Genomic DNA, 15,304 nt, shown 5'->3' on the forward strand with positions numbered 1-15,304 from the left:
GGGCGGTCACTCGGCGGGCAGGTGCTCCACCCCGCCGGACTGGACGACGCCCTGCACCCCGGCGTGCGCGGCACGCCGGGCGGGCTCCCGGCCGGGCGGCTGGGAGCAGCGCTCGGGCGCCTCGATGACCGCCGTGCGCCGGGTGGCCTCGCCCTTGGCGGCCAGGCGCACCGGCTCGCCGTCGTGCAACAGGGTCAGCGGGCCGCCCTCGCGCACCGTGTAGACGGTGGTGGCGTGGGTGATGTCGACCCTCAGCAGGCTCTCCCTGATCCGCAGGGTGAACGCCAGGCGCTGCAGCCCGGCCGGCAGCCGAGGGCGGAAGGACAGGTGCTCGGAGTGGTCGCGCAGGCCGCCGAAGCCCGCCACCAGCGCGATGCAGGCGCCCGCCAGCGAGGCCATGTGCAGGCCGTCCCGGGTGTTGCCGCCGAGGTCGCGCAGGTCCATCAGGGCGGCCTCGGCGGTGTAGTCGTAGGCCAGGTCGAGCTGGCCGACCTCGGCCGCGATCACCGCCTGGGTGCAGGCGGAGAGCGAGGAGTCCCGGACGGTCAGGCGCTCGTAGTACGCGAAGTTGCGGGCCTTCTGCTCCTCGGTGAAGGCGTCCCCGCGGACCTGCATGGCCAGCACCAGGTCGGCCTGCTTGACCACCTGCTTGCGGTACAGGTCGAAGTACGGGTAGTGCAGCAGCAGCGGGTACTTCTCGCGCGGGGTGCCCTCGAAGTCCCAGAGCTGGTGGTCGGTGAAGCCGTCGGCCTGCGGGTGCACCCCGAGCTTCTCGTCGTACGGGATGAACATCGCCGCGGCCGCGTCCCGCCAGGCCGCGGCCTCCTCGGTGTCCACCCCGAGTTCGGCGGCCTGCAGCGGGTGCCGGTTGGCCGCCTCGGCGGCGTGCCGGAGGTTGGACTGCGCCATCAGGTTGGTGAAGACGTTGTTGTCGGCCACCGCGCTGTACTCGTCCGGGCCGGTGACCCCCTCGATCCGGAACCGGCCGACCGGGTCGTGGTGCCCGAGCGAGCGCCACATCCGGGCGGTCTCCACCAGCAGCTCCAGCCCGTAGGCGCGCTCGAACTCGACGTCCCCGGTGGCCCGGACGTAGCGGACCACGGCGGCCGCGATGTCGGCGCCGATGTGGAACGCCGCGGTGCCGGCCGGCCAGTACCCGGAGCACTCCTCGCCGCGGATGGTCCGCCAGGGGAAGACCGCGCCCTGAAGGCCGAGTTGGGCCGCGCGGTCGCGGGCCATCGGCAGGGTGGTGTGCCGCCAGCGCAGCGCCTGGCCGACCGCGCCCGGCAGGCAGTAGGTGAGCACCGGCAGGACGAACATCTCGGTGTCCCAGAAGCTGTGCCCGTCGTACCCGGGGCCGGTCAACCCCTTCGCGGGGATCGCCCGTTCCTCGCTGCGGGCGCCCGCCTGCAGGACGTGGAACAGCGCGAACCTGGCCGCCTGCTGGAGCTCGACGTCGCCCTCGATCTCGATGTCGTTGCTGGCCCAGAACCGCTCCAGGTAGCGCCGCTGCTCGGCCACCAGGCCGTCCCAGCCGGTGTGCCGGGCGGCCGTCAGCGCGGCCTCGACCTGGTCCCGGACGGCGGGCAGCGAGCGGGTCGCCGACCAGCCGTACGCGATGAACTTCACCAGCCGCAGCCGCTCGCCCGCCTCCAGCACGGTGGTGACGCTGATCCGGCCCTGGTCGTCGGTGGACTCGGCGGTGGTGTCCACCTGGTCCGGCCCCTCGATCGCGTGGTCGATACCGGCCGCCACCCGCAGGCCGCTGTACCTGGTCCGGTGCACCAGCACCGCCTTGGTGGCGGCGGCGTGGTGCAGCTCCGCGGTGAGCGGCTGCTCCAGCACCGCGGCGGCGCGCGGATCCCGCTCCCCGCCCGGGAGTTGCTCGTTGGCGACCAGCTCGGACTGGACCACGATCCGGACCGGCCCGTCCACCGCCTCGACCGTGTAGTCGACGGCGGCGATGGCCCGCTGGGTCAGCGAGACCAGCCGCACCGAGGTCACCTTGACCGTCCGCCCGGCCGGCGAGGTCCACTCGGCCCGGCGCCGCAGCAGGCCGTCCCGGAAGTCCAGGCTCCGCTGGTGGCCGCGGAGTTCGCCGTAGCGCAGGTCGAACGGCTCGTCGTCGACCAGCAGCCGGATGACCTTGCCGTTGGTGACGTTGATGACGCTCTGGCCGGACTCCGGGTAGCCGTAGCCGCTCTCCGCGTACGGCAGCGGGCGCAGCTCGAACACGCCGTTCAGGTAGGTGCCGGGCAGGCCGTGCGGCTCGCCCTCGTCGAGGTTGCCGCGCAGGCCGATGTGCCCGTTGGAGAGGGCGAACACCGACTCGGCCCGGGCCTGGGCGTCCAGGTCCAGGCCGTGCTCGGCGACCCCCCACGGGTCGACGGTGAAGGCGTCCGCGCCGGTCATGCCGGATCCCCCTCGATCAGCTCGGCCAGATCGGCCACCACCAGGTCGGCGCCGTGCTCGCGCAGCTCCCGGACCTGGCCGGTGCGGTCCAGACCGACCACGGCACCGAACCCGCCGGCCCGCCCGGAGGCGACCCCGGCGAGCGCGTCCTCGAACACGGCGGCGTGCTCGGGCGGCACGCCCAGCTCCCGCGCGGCGGCCAGGTAGGTGTCCGGGGCGGGCTTGCCGGCCAGGTGGTCCCGGGTGGCCACCACGCCGTCCACCACCACCTCGAACAGGCCGTCGATCCCGGCCGCGCGCAGCACGTCCCGGCAGTTGGCGCTGGAGGAGACCACGGCGCGGGGCAGGCCGAGCACCTGCAGCCGGTGCAGGTAGGCGACCGAGCCGGGGTAGGGCTGGACCCCCTGCTCCTTGATCATGCGCAGCACGGTGTCGTTCTTGGCGCTGCTCAGGCCGTGGACGGTGCGCTCGCCGGGCCGGTCCCGGTCGGTGCCCTCGGGCAGGTCGATCTTCCGGGATTCCAGGAAGCCCCGGGTGCCGTCCAGGCGTGGCCGGCCGTCGACGTAGCGGTCGTAGTCGACCACCGGGTCGAAGGGTACGAAGGGTGTCCCGGACCGGGCGGCCTCGGCGCGCAGGAAGGTGTCGAACATGTCCTTCCAGGCGGCCGCGTGCACCTTGGCGGTCTGGGTGAGCACACCGTCCAGGTCGAAGAGGAAGGCGCGGATGTGGTCGGGGAGTCCCAGCATGTCTGTCATCCTCGCTCGCACACATGGAGCGGCCGCCCATTGGCGTCGCGGCTGGCGCGTCGCGAACGGGCGGCCCTGGTCCCCGGCTCGGCTACCCGGCCGGGACCCGGATAACCGCGAAGACCGCACCCTGCGGGTCCTGGACGATCGCGTTGCGGCCCCACGGGGAGTCGGTGGGCGGCATCAGGACCGTGCCGCCGGCCCGGACCAGCGCGTCCACCGTGCTGTCGGTGTCGTCCACCGCGAAGTAGGTCAGCCAGTGCGAGGGGGTGCCGGGCGGCATCGCGCCGCCGAGCTTCTGCACGCCGCCGACCGCCTTCCCGTCCACCTCCAGCGACCAGTAGTGGGTGGCGCCCTCCATCAGCGGCAGCCGCACCCCGAAGGCGGTGGAGTAGAAGTCCTTGGCGGCCTGCGGATCGGCGGTGTTCAGCTCGTTCCAGACCAGCGCGCCGGGCTCGTTGACCACCTGGGCGCCGGCGAAGTCGACCGGCTGCCAGACGCCGAACACGGCGCCGGTCGGGTCCGCCACCACCAGCATCCGGCCGACCGTGCCGACGTCCATCACCGGCACCAGCGCGGTGCCGCCGGCGGCGCTGACCGCGGCCAGGGTCGCGTCCGCGTCGTCGGAGGACAGGTAGGTGGTCCAGGCGACCGGGGGTTCCGGCATGCCCTCGGGGGCCATCGCCGGGCCGATGCCGGCCACCGGCTTGCCGTTCAAGGTGCAGATCGCGTAGCCGCCGAACTCGGCCGGGCCGACCTCGCCCTGCCAGCCGAACAGGTCACGGTAGAAGTCGAGCGCCGCCTGCTGGTCCTTGGCCATCAGGTCGACCCAGCAAGGGGTGCCGGGCTTGTACGGGGCGGTGACTTCGGGCATAGCGCCTCCCAGGTGGTGGTCCCCCGCGGCCCACCATCGCCGCCCGGCCCCGATCCCGCCACCGGAGCGGGGCCGAGTGGCGACGGTGGGCGGGCCGATCGTGGGCAGGTCCCGGGCCCGCCGCGGGCCCGCTGTGCCGGGGTCGTGCGTCGACGGAGGGGTGCGGGTCGGCCCGGTCCTGACCACCCGTAGGATCTCGCTCGTCAACGCACGTATGAGCGAAGCGAGTTGAAATGAATCGCCCACGATTGCACCGGATTGGTCCGGTTGCAGTGGCTCTGTCGGTGTCCGTCGCGCTCGCCACGCTCGCCGCCCCGGTGGCCCAGGCCGCTCCGGCGGCTCCCGCCGCCCCGGGCGCCGAGTCGGCCGGGCTGCTCGTGGGGACGAAGGTCCACCCCGACGGCGGCGCCTCGACCGCGACCGAGAACCCGGACGGCTCGCGCTACATCGAGGCGACCAGCATGGGCGGCGGGACCGACCAGGGGTCGAACCCCGGCTGGTCACCGGACGGGAAGCGGATCGTCCTGCAGACCGGGGAGGGCGGGATGGGCACCTACGCGCCCGACCTGACGGACCCGCGGCCGATCTCGTACGGTATCGAGGGGCAGCCGGTCTTCACCCCGGACGGGACGAAGGTCATCGCCTCCTCGTACTCCAGCGTTCCCGCGTTCCAGCTGAAGTGGTCGCCCGCGGACTGGAACCCGATGGACCACCAGGGGGAGAGCAACCTCCAGCCGTGGTTCGCCGCCTCCACCGGCGACTCCGACAGCTCCCCCACCGTCTCGCCGACCGGCACGGTGCTGTTCCAGCACGGGGCCAACGGCTCCTCGGACATCTGGACCGACCACGGCAACCACACCGCCGGCCTGCTGATCGCCAACGGCGGCCGGCCGCACCTGTCGCCCGACGGCGCCACGGTCGCCTTCGTGCGGACCGTCGCCGGCAACACCCAGCTCTTCGTCCAGGCCTCCGACGGCTCCGGCACGGCCACCCAGGTGACCTCCGGCGCCGTCAACCACGATCGCCCGAAGTGGACCTCGGACGGGCTCGGGCTGTTCTACAACGCCAACCCGGGCACCGACTTCCAGACCACGGTCGGCCACCGCCTGGTGCTCGCCACCAAGGCCGACACCCTCACCCCGGGCGGCCTGATCGACGTCCAGCAGCAGCCCGCGGCGGTGAGCGCCCCGGCCACCCCGGCCACCTTCCACTCCACCACGCCGACCCGGCTGCTCGACACCCGTTCCGGTCTCGGCCGCCCCTCGGCGGGCGCCGTGCAGGCCGGCGGCACCGTCACGCTGCCGGTGGCCGGACTGGCCGGGATCCCGTCCTCGGGGGTGAGCGCGGTGGTCCTGAACGTCACCGTCACCGGCACCACGGGCGGTGGGCACGTGACCGTCTGGGGTGACGCGACGGCCCGACCCACCACCTCCAACCTGAACTGGGACCGGGCCGGGCAGACCATCTCCAACCTGGTCACCGTGCCGGTGCCGGTCGACGGGGCGCTGGACTTCTTTACCAACTCCACCACCCAGGTGATCGCCGACGTCCAGGGCTACTACACCCGCGACGACAGCGGCGCGACCTTCACCGGCAGGACGCCCACCCGCGTGCTGGACACCCGGACGGCCCTCGGCACCCCGACCGCCGGTCCGATCAGCTACCGCACCATCGACCTGAAGATCAACGGGCAGAACGGCGTCCCGGCCGGTGCCACCGCCGTGGTGCTCAACCTGACCACCGCCTTCACCGCCAACAGCGAGGGCTACCTGGAGGCCTACCCGGCGGGCACCACCCCGCCGACCGTCTCCAACGTCAACTGGTCCTCCACCGGTGCGCTGATCTCCGGCCTGGCGATCGTCCCGGTCGGTGCCGACGGCAGCGTCAGCATCAAGGTCAACGGCACCACCGACGTGGTCGCCGACGTCTTCGGCTACTTCACCGCCGACGCCGCCGGCGCCAGGTTCAGCAGCACCGGCCCGGCCCGGCTGCTGGACACCCGCACCACCGGCAAGCCGGTGACCGGCGGCAGCACGCTCCCGCTCCAGGTCGCCGGCGCGAACGGCGTCCCGAGCGGCATCACCTCCGTGGTGCTGAACCTCACCGTCACCGACAACAGCGGCGCGGGCTTCCTGGAGGCCTGGGCCGACGGCACCCCGCGCCCGCCCGCCGGCTCCAACGTCAACTGGGTGGCCGGCCAGACCATCGCCAACCAGGTGATCGTGCCGGTCGGCGCCGACGGCAAGGTGAACCTCTACGTCAACAGCACCACCCACGTGATCGCCGACATCTTCGGCTACTTCGGCAACTGACCGCCCCGGCCCACCGCCTGGGGGCACCGAACGGGACCGGCCCCCACCGCGCGAACTCCTCGCACGGTGGGGGCCGGTCCCGTTGTCGGTGGGCCGCCAGGGGCTCGAACCCTGAACCTACGGATTAAAAGTCCGCAGCTCTGCCAATTGAGCTAGCGGCCCGCTGACCGGCGCGCACCCCCTGGGGGTACGGCACCGCGGGGCGATCCTACCCGGTGATCGCGCCCGGTTGGCCAATGGATTCCCCGGCCGCGTCACCGGCCCGCGGCGAGGGCCTCGGCGGGGCTGTAGTGGGCCGCCCGGACCCGTCGCAGCCAGGCTTCGGCGGGTGCCTCGTCGGGTGCCTCGGGCAGCACGCCGGGCCGGTCGAAGCGGGTCTCGGCCTCGGCGAGCAGCCCGGCGGCCTGCTCGGGGTGGACCGCGAAGCGCTCGCCCAGGGCACGCACCCGCTCGGGGTCGGCCAGCCGCACCACCACCTCGCCGGTCTCGTGCAGGGCGAGCCCCTGCTCCACCAGCCGGACCAGGTGCCGGGCGTGCTTGGCGGCCCGGGCCAGGCCCGCGGCATCCGAGCGGTCGCGGTTGGAGAGTTTCCTGAACTGCTGGGTGGCGTAACCGAGATAGGAGCGCCGGACGGCGCGAGCGCCGAGGAACGAGCGCCGCATCGCGATCAACTCCTCGCCGAGCGGCGTGCGCACCTCGTAGAGGTCCTCGGGCAGCCAGACCAGCTCGGAAGCGGTCGGATTGCAACCGAGCGCGAGGCGGCACCACTTGGCGGCCTCGTGCAGGGTGCGGTCGGGGGCGGTGCTGACGTGCGACTCGGCGGGGCCGTGCAGGCCGTGCAGGTCGGTGGTGGGCGCGGCGAAGAGCCCGAGCCGGTCGAGGTCGGAGCCGGCGTGCGCCAGTCCGTACGCGGTGGAGCCGACGATGCCCTGGAGCAGGACGTGCATGGGTCGCCTCCTCGGCGGTCCGGACGGTCCGGACGGTCCGGACGGTCCGGACGGTCCGCAACGGGCTACGGACACCCGGTAGTCTCCCCCGGCCACGCGGGCCGGGTCGAACGAATTGTCGGCCGGTCGGTGCGTGCCGCCGACGGGCCCGAGCGCCGATACTGGGCGCATGGCAAACAGTGGGACCTCCGGGGACCGGGGCCCCGGGCGCGAGGCGGTGCTCGACCCGGCTCTGGCGGCCAAGCTCCGGGCCTGGTGGGCGCACCGGCAGTGGCTGGACGGCGCGCACCAGGGCGCGTCCGCCGGTGAGGTGCTGGCCGCGAGCGGCTGGGCCCGGTCGGTCGGCGGCGCGGCGCCGTACCTGGGGCTGTTCGCGCGGGCCGGCCTGGGCCGGGCGGCGGTGGACGCGGCCGTGGCGGCGCTGGAGGTGCACGAGCTGCCCTCGGCCCGGGGCTGCACCTACCTGCTGCCCGCCGTCGACTTCGCGCTCGGGCTGGCGGCCGGCGCGGGCGCGCCCGAGGCGGACATCACCTCGGCGGCCAAGCACCTCGGGGTGACCAGGGACGAGGTGGAGAAGCTCTGCCTGGCCATCACCGACGCACTCTCCCCGGACCGGCCGTTGGACCCGCCCGCGATCAGGGAGGCGGTCGGTGGCGCCGTCCGCGGCCTGGGCGAGGCCGGCAAGAAGCGCGGCACGTCCACCACCCTGCCGCTCGCCCTCGGGCTGCTGCAGGCCCGCGGACAGATCCGCCGGGTGCCGGTCAACGGCCGCCTGGACCAGCAGCGTTACGGGTACGTCGACTGGGACCAGCCGGTGAAGGGCTCGGCGGCCGAGCTCGCGCAGCGCTACTTCGCCTGGGCGGCGCCGGCCTCCGTCAAGCACTTCCGCTGGTTCTCCGGGTTCACCGCGGCCACCGCCAAGGCCGCCCTGGCGCCGCTGGAGCTGACGCCGCTGCCCGGCACCGATCTGCTGCTGCCGGTCGAACTGGCCGAGGAGTTCCAGGGGTTCACCGCCCCGGCCGACCCGCAGTACGCCCTGCTCGCCGGCATCGACGGGATCCACCTGCTGCACCGCGACCTGTCCCGCCTGGTCGACCCGGCCGACGCGCGGCGCTCCGTCCCCGCGGCCAAGGGCGGCCGGGTGTTCGGCTCCGAGGCGGACCCGCAGACCCACATCGTGGTCGACCGCGGCCGGATCGTGGGCTTCTGGGAGTACGACAGCGAGCAGCGCGAGATCGTGCACCAGCTGTTCGTCCCGCCCGACGCCGCGCTGCGGGAGGCGATCGGGCGCACCGAGGCCTTCGTCCGGGAGGAGTTGGGCGACGCGCGCGGCTTCAGCCTGGACTCGCCGAGGAGCCGCGCCCCGAAGATCGCCGCGATGCGGGCGGCCGCCGACCGGGGATGACGCCGTCGGGTCGCAGCTCGGGCTCGGGCTCCGCGCCCGGTCAGAGCTCGGGCTCGGGCACCGCGCCCGGTCAGAGCTCGGGCTCGGGCACCGCGCCCGGTCAGAGCTCGGTCGGCAGGTACCCGTAGCCGGTGCGGTCCGGGCGGGCCGTGGCGAGGGCGGCGAGCAGCGCGGGCGGGGTGGCCGGGTGGACGGTGGCGTAGTCGAACTCGCCCCTGGCCGGGTCGACCGGCCAGGCCAGCCGCTCCTCGGCCGGATCGGTGGCGAACCGGGCGTCCACCCCGGGCTTGTTGCCGCGCGGATCCAGCCGCACCCACCGGCCACCGCCCGCCGCGTCCGGCCAGTGCACGGCGATCAGCCCGTGCAGCACCTCCAGCCGCTGGTAGCACAGACCGGCCGGGATGCCCTGGGCCCGCAGCAGGGCGGTCAGCAGGTGGGCCTTGCCGTGGCAGATCGCGTTGCCAGCGGCGAGCACGTCGGAAGCACGGTAGGCGGCGCTCCACCGGCCGAGGTCGGCGGAGTGCGCCACCCGGTCGCGGACGTGCTCGAACGCGGCCCGGGCGCTCCGCTCGGCGCTGTCGCCGCGCAGGTGCCGCGCCAGTGCGCGGATCCGCGGGTGGTGGTGGTCGATCACGTCGTCGGCCGCCAGGTAGTCGGCCAGGTCCGCGGAGGCGGGCCGCAGGGGGATCGGTACGGTGGTCATCACGGCATCATCGGCCCGGGCCCGGGCCGGCGGCCGGCAATTCCAGCATGCGGGCCGGACCGGGACGCGAGGTCCCGGGCCGGGCGTCCGGAGGGGGAGCAGCATGGCCGAGATCGTCCTGGTCACCGGCGGCAGCCGGGGCATCGGCGCCGCCACCGCCCGGCTCGCCGGGCAGCGCGGCTACCGGGTGTGCGTCAACTACCGCAGCGACGAGGCCGCCGCCCTCGCGGTGGTGGCGGACATCCGCGGCGCGGGCGGGACGGCGATCGCGGTGCGGGCCGACGTCAGCCGCAGCGCGGAGGTGGAGCGGCTGTTCCGCACCGTGGACGAGCAACTGGGCACGCTCACCGCGCTGGTGAACAACGCCGGCACGCTGGAGCGGCAGGCCAGGCTGGAGGAGCTGGACGAGGACCGGCTGGCCCGGATCTGGGCAGCCAACATCACCGGACCGTTCCTGTGCGCCGGCGCCGCCGTGCGGCGGATGTCCACCCGGCACGGCGGCCAGGGCGGCGCCATCGTCAACGTCTCCTCCGCCGCCGCCCGGCTCGGTTCGCCCAACGAGTACGTGGACTACGCCGCCTCCAAGGGCGCCGTGGACAGCATGACGCTGGGGCTGGCCCTGGAGGTCGCGGCCGAGGGCATCCGGGTGAACGCGGTGCGGCCCGGGCTGATCCACACCGACATCCACGCCCTGGGCGGCGAGCCCGGCCGGGTGGACCGGGTGGGGCCGCAGCTGCCGATGGGGCGCGGCGGGCGGCCGGAGGAGGTCGCCGAGGGCATCCTCTTCCTGCTGTCGCCCGCCGCCTCGTACGCCACCGGCACCTTCCTCGACCTCGCGGGCGGCCGCTGAGGCCCTCCGGCGGGAACGCGGGCAGGAACACGGGTGGCGCGGGTGGCGGGCACGTGGACGCCGGGGCACAGCTGGGCAACGACCGTGCCCACGGCCCTGTGGGGCGCCCGCCGCCCGCGCTAGCGTGACCGCCATGACCGCCCGTGAGTTCGACGCCGCCGCCCTCCTGGACATCCCCGACGTACGGAACTTCCGCGACGCCGCCTGCGGCGTGCTCCGCCCCGGCCTGCTCTACCGCTCGGCCGCCCTCTCCGGCCTCACCCCCGAGGGCGCCCGCCGGCTCAAGCCGCTGGGCATCCGCACCGTCATCGACCTACGCACCCGCGCCGAATCCACCGCCGCCCCCGACCGGCACCACGGCCTGGACCACGCCTACCTCCACCACCCGCTGCTCCCGGAGCGCTTCGACCGCGAACACCCTTGGCCGAGCGACCAGTTCGCCACCTACCGGCTGATGGCCGAGGTCGGCGGCGGGGCCGTCGCGGCCACCGTACGGCGACTGGCCGCCGGCGGCGGCCCCGTCCTGGTCCACTGCGCCGTCGGCAAGGACCGCACCGGCCTCACCATCGCCGTGATCCAGCACCTGGCCGGCCTGCCCGAGGCCGACATCACCGCCGACTACCTCCGCTCCAACCCCGGCCTCGGCCTCGACCGCGGCCCGGTCCCCTACCTCGACGAGTACGGCGAGCAGCACATCTCCCACCCCGCCGAGGCCGACCGCCTGCACACGGCACTGGACCGCATCCGCGAACTGCACGGCTCGATCACCGACTACCTCCTCGCCCACGGAGCAACCCCCGAGGACCTCGACACCGTCCGGCGACTGCTCACCGCTTGACCGGGGAAGGGCTTGGTCGACAGGTGAGCGTGACGTCCAGCCGGTGGCGCAAAACCTCCGGACACCGAGGGCTTCTTGTGTGATGATCCGGAAATCCTGTACCGGTAAGCCCGCTCTGGAGACTTGATGCCCTCACTCCCGCTGATCGTCGGCTCGTCCTACTGGCGCCGAGAACTCCACGACGCTTACGGAGGCAACCGTCAGGCCGGCATCTCCTACGCCCCTGAAGGCACCGTGATGATGCTGTTCAGCAAGCCAGCCGCGGCGGCCGAGCACGGATATCCAGACGGCTGGGGCACCGACGGGCATTACCACTACTGCGGTGAGGGAACCACCGGCGACCAGTCACTGGCCAACCCTCGGAACGCAGCCATCCTCAACCACCAGGCGCAGGGCAGGACACTGCACCTGTTCTTCGGCCATCGATCCGCCCCGCGCGAATACCTCGGTCAATTCAGGCTGGCCGAGCAAGAGCCGTACTACCTGGCCGAATCGCCGGGCGCGGACGCTGGAGCCTTGCGCAGCATCATCTTCTTCCGACTCGCCCCGCTCGGGGAGTTCAAGGCCTCGTTCCCGCTCATCGACCACACCCCGTCGCACGAACCCCGGGTCGAAGACGTGACGGTCGAGGCCCACCACACCGAGCGCACAGTCGTGGTCCACCCGGAGCGCGAGCAGGAGCTGGTGCGCCGGGAGGCGCCGCTCGTCCAGCGCTATCGCGAGTTCCTTGAGCAGGCTGGCAAGCAGGTGACCCGGAAGAAGATCACTCCGCCCGGCGAGCGCTACCCCCACTACACCGACCTCTTCAACAGCACCGACGGCCAACTGGTCGAAGCCAAGGCCACCATCACCCGCGAGGCCGTCCGGATGGGCATCGGCCAGCTCCTGGACTACCGCCGGTTCATCGACCCCGTACCGTCCATGGCCCTGCTGCTGCCACAGCAACCGCGGCCCGATCTCCTTCACCTCTGCGCCAGCGCTGGCGTCACGGTCATCTGGCCGGATCAGAACACCTATCACAGCACCGCTCACACCACGAGCAGTCCGACGGCACAGGCCGCCGCCGGCTAGGGCGAGCTAGCGCAGCGCCCGGCGCTCCTCGTAGCCGATGGCCGCTGCCAGGATCGCGGCCGTCGCCGCGAGCTGGGCGAGTGCCGAGAGGTGGGTGCCCAGGGGGATGGCGGCCGGGACGGCGGCGGCTGCGAGCAGGCGTGGGGTGTTCGGGGTCAGGGCGAGGGTGTGGCGGACGGATGCGTTGGCGAGGAGGTAGAGGCAGACGCCGGCGGCCAGCGCGGTGGCCGGCGCCGGTCCGACGGGGGCGGTCGGGTCGGCCACCGCGGACTTGGCGCCGGTGGCCAGCAGCAGGATGCCGAGCAGCAGCAGGTAGTGCCCGATGTTGTAGAGCCGGATGGCCAGTTGGTTGCGGCGGGCGTCCGGGAGGTCGGCCATGAAGTGGCCTGCCCGCTCGTCGTCGTCGCGGCCGAAGTAGGCCCACCAGAGCGCCACGCAGACCCCGAGCGAGAGCAGCGCCGCCCCCACCACCGGCACCGACAGCTCGGTGTGCCCGGCCCCCACCCCGATCGCGATCACGGACTCGCCGAACGCGACGATCACCACCAGCCCGTGCCGCTCGACGAAATGCGGGGCGCGGAGCTGGAACTGCGGCAGGTCGACCAGGTACGGGATCACGAACTGCAGCCCCACCGAGGCCGCCCAGAACAGCAGTTGGGTCGATCCTTCGAGGTAGCCGCCGGTGACGACCAGGGCCGCGTTGAGCAGGTTGAGCGCCCCCATCCGCAGCACCGACCGCAGCGGCACCTCGGCCGCCGCGAACATGCCGGTGTGCACGGCGATGACCAGCAGGTAGGCCAGCCCGAACGCCACCCCGCTGCCCTCGAAGGCGTGCGGGATGCTCAGCGCGACGACGAGGAAGCCCGCCATGGCCACCAGCAGCAGCCCGCGCCGGGTGTGGGTGGTCGGCGGCATCGCGTTGGCGAGCCAGATGAAGGCGTCGTACATCCACCAGATCACCGCCAGCATCACCAGGACCCGCGCCAGGCCACCGACCGTGAGGTGGTCCGCGAGGCTGGCCGTGAGCTGGGTGATCGTGCAGACGAAGACGAGGTCGAAGAACAACTCCAGCGGGCTCACCCGCAGGTCGAGTTCGGCCGGGTGCTCGAGGTCGGCGGTCGCGGTCACACGGGTGAGTATGGATCAGCGGGCCCGCCGGAGCACCACCTTCCCGGCAACCGGCCGCAGGCCGCCGCCGTGGCGTGGGTCGGGTGGGTTACGGTCGGGGAGGGCCCGAGGAGCAGGGCCGTCCCGGGAGGAGTGCACGATGGTGAGGATCCCCACCGCGGCGGTCGCCGCAGCCGGCCTGATCGGCGGGTACGGTACGGCTCGCTGGAGCGGTCGGCGGGAGCTGGGCGGTGTGGTGCTGGCGGCCGCCGGCGGCGCGGCGGCGGTCCGCTGGCAGCGGCTGGCCGGCACGCCCACGGCGGCCGCGCTGACCGGCCTGTACGTCGCGGCCTTCGGCGGCTCGCACCCGCTGGCGAAGCGGATCGGCGCCTGGCCGGCCGTGTTCGCCGTGACCGGCGTGGTCGCCGCCGCGTCCGCCGTCGCCACCGGGGACTGACCGCCGGGAGGCGGCCGCCGGGAGGCCCTCAGCCCGCCCGGCGGGCGGCGAAGCGCTGCTCGAACGCGGCCCGGTTCGCGGACACCGGCGTCCGGTCCCAGACCGCGAACACCACCCGGTCGAAGGCCGCCCCGTACTCGGCCAGCGCGGTCTCGAAGGCCTCGGCCACATCCGCCGGATCGTTGCGGAAGACGCCGCACCCCCAGGCCCCGAGCACCAGCTCCCGGGCACCGTGCCGCGCCGCGACCGCCAGCACCCGGGCGGCCCGCTCGGCCAGCACCCCCCGGACGTCGACCGGCTGCTCCGGCGAACGCAGCGCCAGCTGACCGGCGTTGGGTGCCGGCGAGGTGAGGAAGGACACCGGGTACGGCTGCGCCAGCAGCTGGCCGCGCGCGTCCCGGACCACCGGGACCTGCGGCGACCAGATCACCCGGTGGCTGTAGCGCAGATCGGCGCTGGCGCGGTGCGCCTCGTAGTAGTCGGGCGCCTCCAGCAGGCAGCGGTACAGCAGCGCGGAGCGGCAGAGGTCCTCCTCCTGGGCCTTGGCCCCGCGCAGGTAGCCGCCGCCGGGGTTGCGGGCGGAGGCGAAGTTGAGCACCGCGACATGGCCGCCGCCGGCCTCGGTGAGCCGCCGCGCGGCCTGCATGCTGCCCTCGGAGGTGACCTCCACCGGGCCGCCGAGCGGCCCGCGCTCCCCGCCGGACGGCAGCTGGTCCGGGCCGTAGGAGACCGTCCCGGCGCAGGCCCGGGCCAGCAACTCGCCGATCTCGACCGGCCGTCCGGCCGGTGTCCGATAGCTCCCCCGGGCGGCGATCTCCTCGTTCTCGACGGCCACCTGATGCATTCTGCTGCTCATACCGGTGACCGTACGCGAGGGCGCCCGGCGCCGCCACCGAGTTGTTCTCATTGAGAGAACATCGGGCCGCACCGCGGGGCGGAGCACGTACAAAGGCCTGGGGCCGAACCACCGGAGTGGTTCGGCCCCAGGCCTTGGTAGCTACGGCGTCGGTGCGCCGTCAGCGATCAGCTCTTCCAACGCGGCTTGCGGTCGCCGCCGTTGAAGCCACCCGAACGGTTGTCACGGTCGCCACCGAAGGAGCGGCCGCTCGGACGGTCGTCGCGGTTGAAGCCCTGCGGGCGGCCACCGGCGCGGTGGTCGTCGCGGCGGGCGAACGGACGGCTGGTGCCGGCGCTGCGGTCACGGTCACCGAAGGACGGGCGGTCCGAGAAGGTGCGGGCCGGACGGTCGCCGAAGGAGCGGCTGCCGCGGTCGTCACGGTCGCGGTTGAAGCCGCCGCCCGTGCCACCCGAACGGTTGTCACGGTCCCGGTTGAAGCCACCCGAACGCTCGTCGCGGTTGAAGCCACCCGAACGCTCGTCCCGGTTGAAGCCACCGGAACGGTTGTCGCGCTGGAAGCCACCCGAACGGTTGTCACGGTCCCGGTTGAAGCCACCCGAACGCTCGTCCCGGTTGAAGCCACCCGAGCGGTTGTCGCGCTGGAAGCCACCCGAACGGTTGTCACGGTCCCGGTTGAAGCCACCCGAACGCTCGTCCCGGTTGAAGCCACCCGAGCGGTTGTCG

13 protein-coding genes, 1 tRNA gene and 1 pseudogene are annotated in these 15,304 nt (G+C 73.7%); 6 read left to right on the forward strand and 9 right to left on the reverse strand.

The features are described 5' to 3' along the window. Window positions 1-6: 6 nt before the first annotated feature. From AB0K43_RS21720 to AB0K43_RS21730, 3 genes are all read right to left on the reverse strand, one after another. Window positions 7-2,412, reverse strand: a complete 2,406-nt coding sequence (locus AB0K43_RS21720; RefSeq protein ID WP_363642134.1) for a glycosyl hydrolase family 65 protein — start codon at window positions 2,410-2,412, stop codon at window positions 7-9. Further along, entirely contained in the window at window positions 2,409-3,158 is a 750-nt protein-coding gene (locus AB0K43_RS21725; protein ID WP_363642136.1) for a beta-phosphoglucomutase family hydrolase, read from the reverse strand. The genes AB0K43_RS21720 and AB0K43_RS21725 overlap by 4 nt, the downstream gene beginning before the upstream one ends. A 91-nt stretch (window positions 3,159-3,249) precedes the next feature. Next, window positions 3,250-4,032: a VOC family protein gene (locus tag AB0K43_RS21730; RefSeq protein WP_363642138.1), complete on the reverse strand. Its 783-nt coding sequence runs from the start codon at window positions 4,030-4,032 to the stop codon at window positions 3,250-3,252. A 284-nt stretch (window positions 4,033-4,316) separates the two neighbouring features. Between AB0K43_RS21730 and AB0K43_RS21735 the strand changes: the two genes are divergently transcribed. Beyond that, window positions 4,317-6,344 (forward strand): hypothetical protein, encoded by a 2,028-nt coding sequence (locus tag AB0K43_RS21735; RefSeq protein WP_363642140.1) that lies wholly within the window; start codon window positions 4,317-4,319, stop codon window positions 6,342-6,344. 89 nt (window positions 6,345-6,433) lie between these two features. Here AB0K43_RS21735 and AB0K43_RS21740 read toward each other — a convergent pair. After that, a tRNA-Lys gene (locus AB0K43_RS21740) sits at window positions 6,434-6,506 on the reverse strand. A 92-nt stretch (window positions 6,507-6,598) separates the two neighbouring features. Then, window positions 6,599-7,291 carry a nucleotidyltransferase domain-containing protein gene (locus tag AB0K43_RS21745; protein WP_363642142.1) on the reverse strand — a complete coding sequence of 231 codons (693 nt, stop codon included), beginning with the start codon at window positions 7,289-7,291 and terminating at the stop codon, window positions 6,599-6,601. A gap of 169 nt (window positions 7,292-7,460) precedes the next feature. On the opposite strand from AB0K43_RS21745, the gene AB0K43_RS21750 reads away from it, so the two are divergent. Beyond that, entirely contained in the window at window positions 7,461-8,696 is a 1,236-nt protein-coding gene (locus AB0K43_RS21750) for a crosslink repair DNA glycosylase YcaQ family protein (protein WP_363642144.1), read from the forward strand. A 100-nt stretch (window positions 8,697-8,796) separates the two neighbouring features. Here the strand turns inward: AB0K43_RS21750 and AB0K43_RS21755 are convergent, their stop codons facing one another. Further along, window positions 8,797-9,399: a transglutaminase family protein gene (locus tag AB0K43_RS21755; protein ID WP_363642146.1), complete on the reverse strand. Its 603-nt coding sequence runs from the start codon at window positions 9,397-9,399 to the stop codon at window positions 8,797-8,799. Window positions 9,400-9,502: 103 nt separating this feature from the next. Here AB0K43_RS21755 and AB0K43_RS21760 point away from each other — a divergent pair, with 103 nt between their 5' ends. The 3 genes from AB0K43_RS21760 to AB0K43_RS21770 all read left to right on the forward strand — a co-directional run bounded on the left by AB0K43_RS21760 (window position 9,503) and on the right by AB0K43_RS21770 (window position 12,158). Then, complete coding sequence (locus tag AB0K43_RS21760) at window positions 9,503-10,249, forward strand: SDR family oxidoreductase (RefSeq protein ID WP_363642148.1); 747 nt, start codon at window positions 9,503-9,505, stop codon at window positions 10,247-10,249. A gap of 133 nt (window positions 10,250-10,382) precedes the next feature. After that, window positions 10,383-11,087: a tyrosine-protein phosphatase gene (locus AB0K43_RS21765; protein ID WP_363642150.1), complete on the forward strand. Its 705-nt coding sequence runs from the start codon at window positions 10,383-10,385 to the stop codon at window positions 11,085-11,087. Window positions 11,088-11,213: 126 nt separating this feature from the next. Then, window positions 11,214-12,158 carry a restriction endonuclease gene (locus AB0K43_RS21770; protein ID WP_363642152.1) on the forward strand — a complete coding sequence of 315 codons (945 nt, stop codon included), beginning with the start codon at window positions 11,214-11,216 and terminating at the stop codon, window positions 12,156-12,158. 6 nt (window positions 12,159-12,164) lie between these two features. Here the strand turns inward: AB0K43_RS21770 and AB0K43_RS21775 are convergent, their stop codons facing one another. Beyond that, on the reverse strand, window positions 12,165-13,286 hold the full coding sequence (locus tag AB0K43_RS21775) for a low temperature requirement protein A (protein ID WP_363642154.1): 1,122 nt from the start codon (window positions 13,284-13,286) through the stop codon (window positions 12,165-12,167). Window positions 13,287-13,425: 139 nt separating this feature from the next. On the opposite strand from AB0K43_RS21775, the gene AB0K43_RS21780 reads away from it, so the two are divergent. Continuing rightward, complete coding sequence (locus AB0K43_RS21780; protein WP_363642156.1) at window positions 13,426-13,722, forward strand: hypothetical protein; 297 nt, start codon at window positions 13,426-13,428, stop codon at window positions 13,720-13,722. A gap of 28 nt (window positions 13,723-13,750) precedes the next feature. Here the strand turns inward: AB0K43_RS21780 and AB0K43_RS21785 are convergent, their stop codons facing one another. Both AB0K43_RS21785 and AB0K43_RS21790 read right to left on the reverse strand, forming a co-directional pair. Then, the gene (locus AB0K43_RS21785; protein WP_363642158.1) at window positions 13,751-14,578 is read right to left on the reverse strand and encodes a TIGR02452 family protein; all 828 of its coding nucleotides are present in this window, start codon (window positions 14,576-14,578) and stop codon (window positions 13,751-13,753) included. Between the two features lie 167 nt (window positions 14,579-14,745). Further along, a pseudogene (locus AB0K43_RS21790) lies at window positions 14,746-15,304 on the reverse strand (RNA helicase); the annotation flags it as partial.

Origin of the sequence: Kitasatospora sp. NPDC049258, from assembly GCF_040678895.1 — a bacterium.
Lineage (GTDB): Bacteria > Actinomycetota > Actinomycetes > Streptomycetales > Streptomycetaceae > Kitasatospora.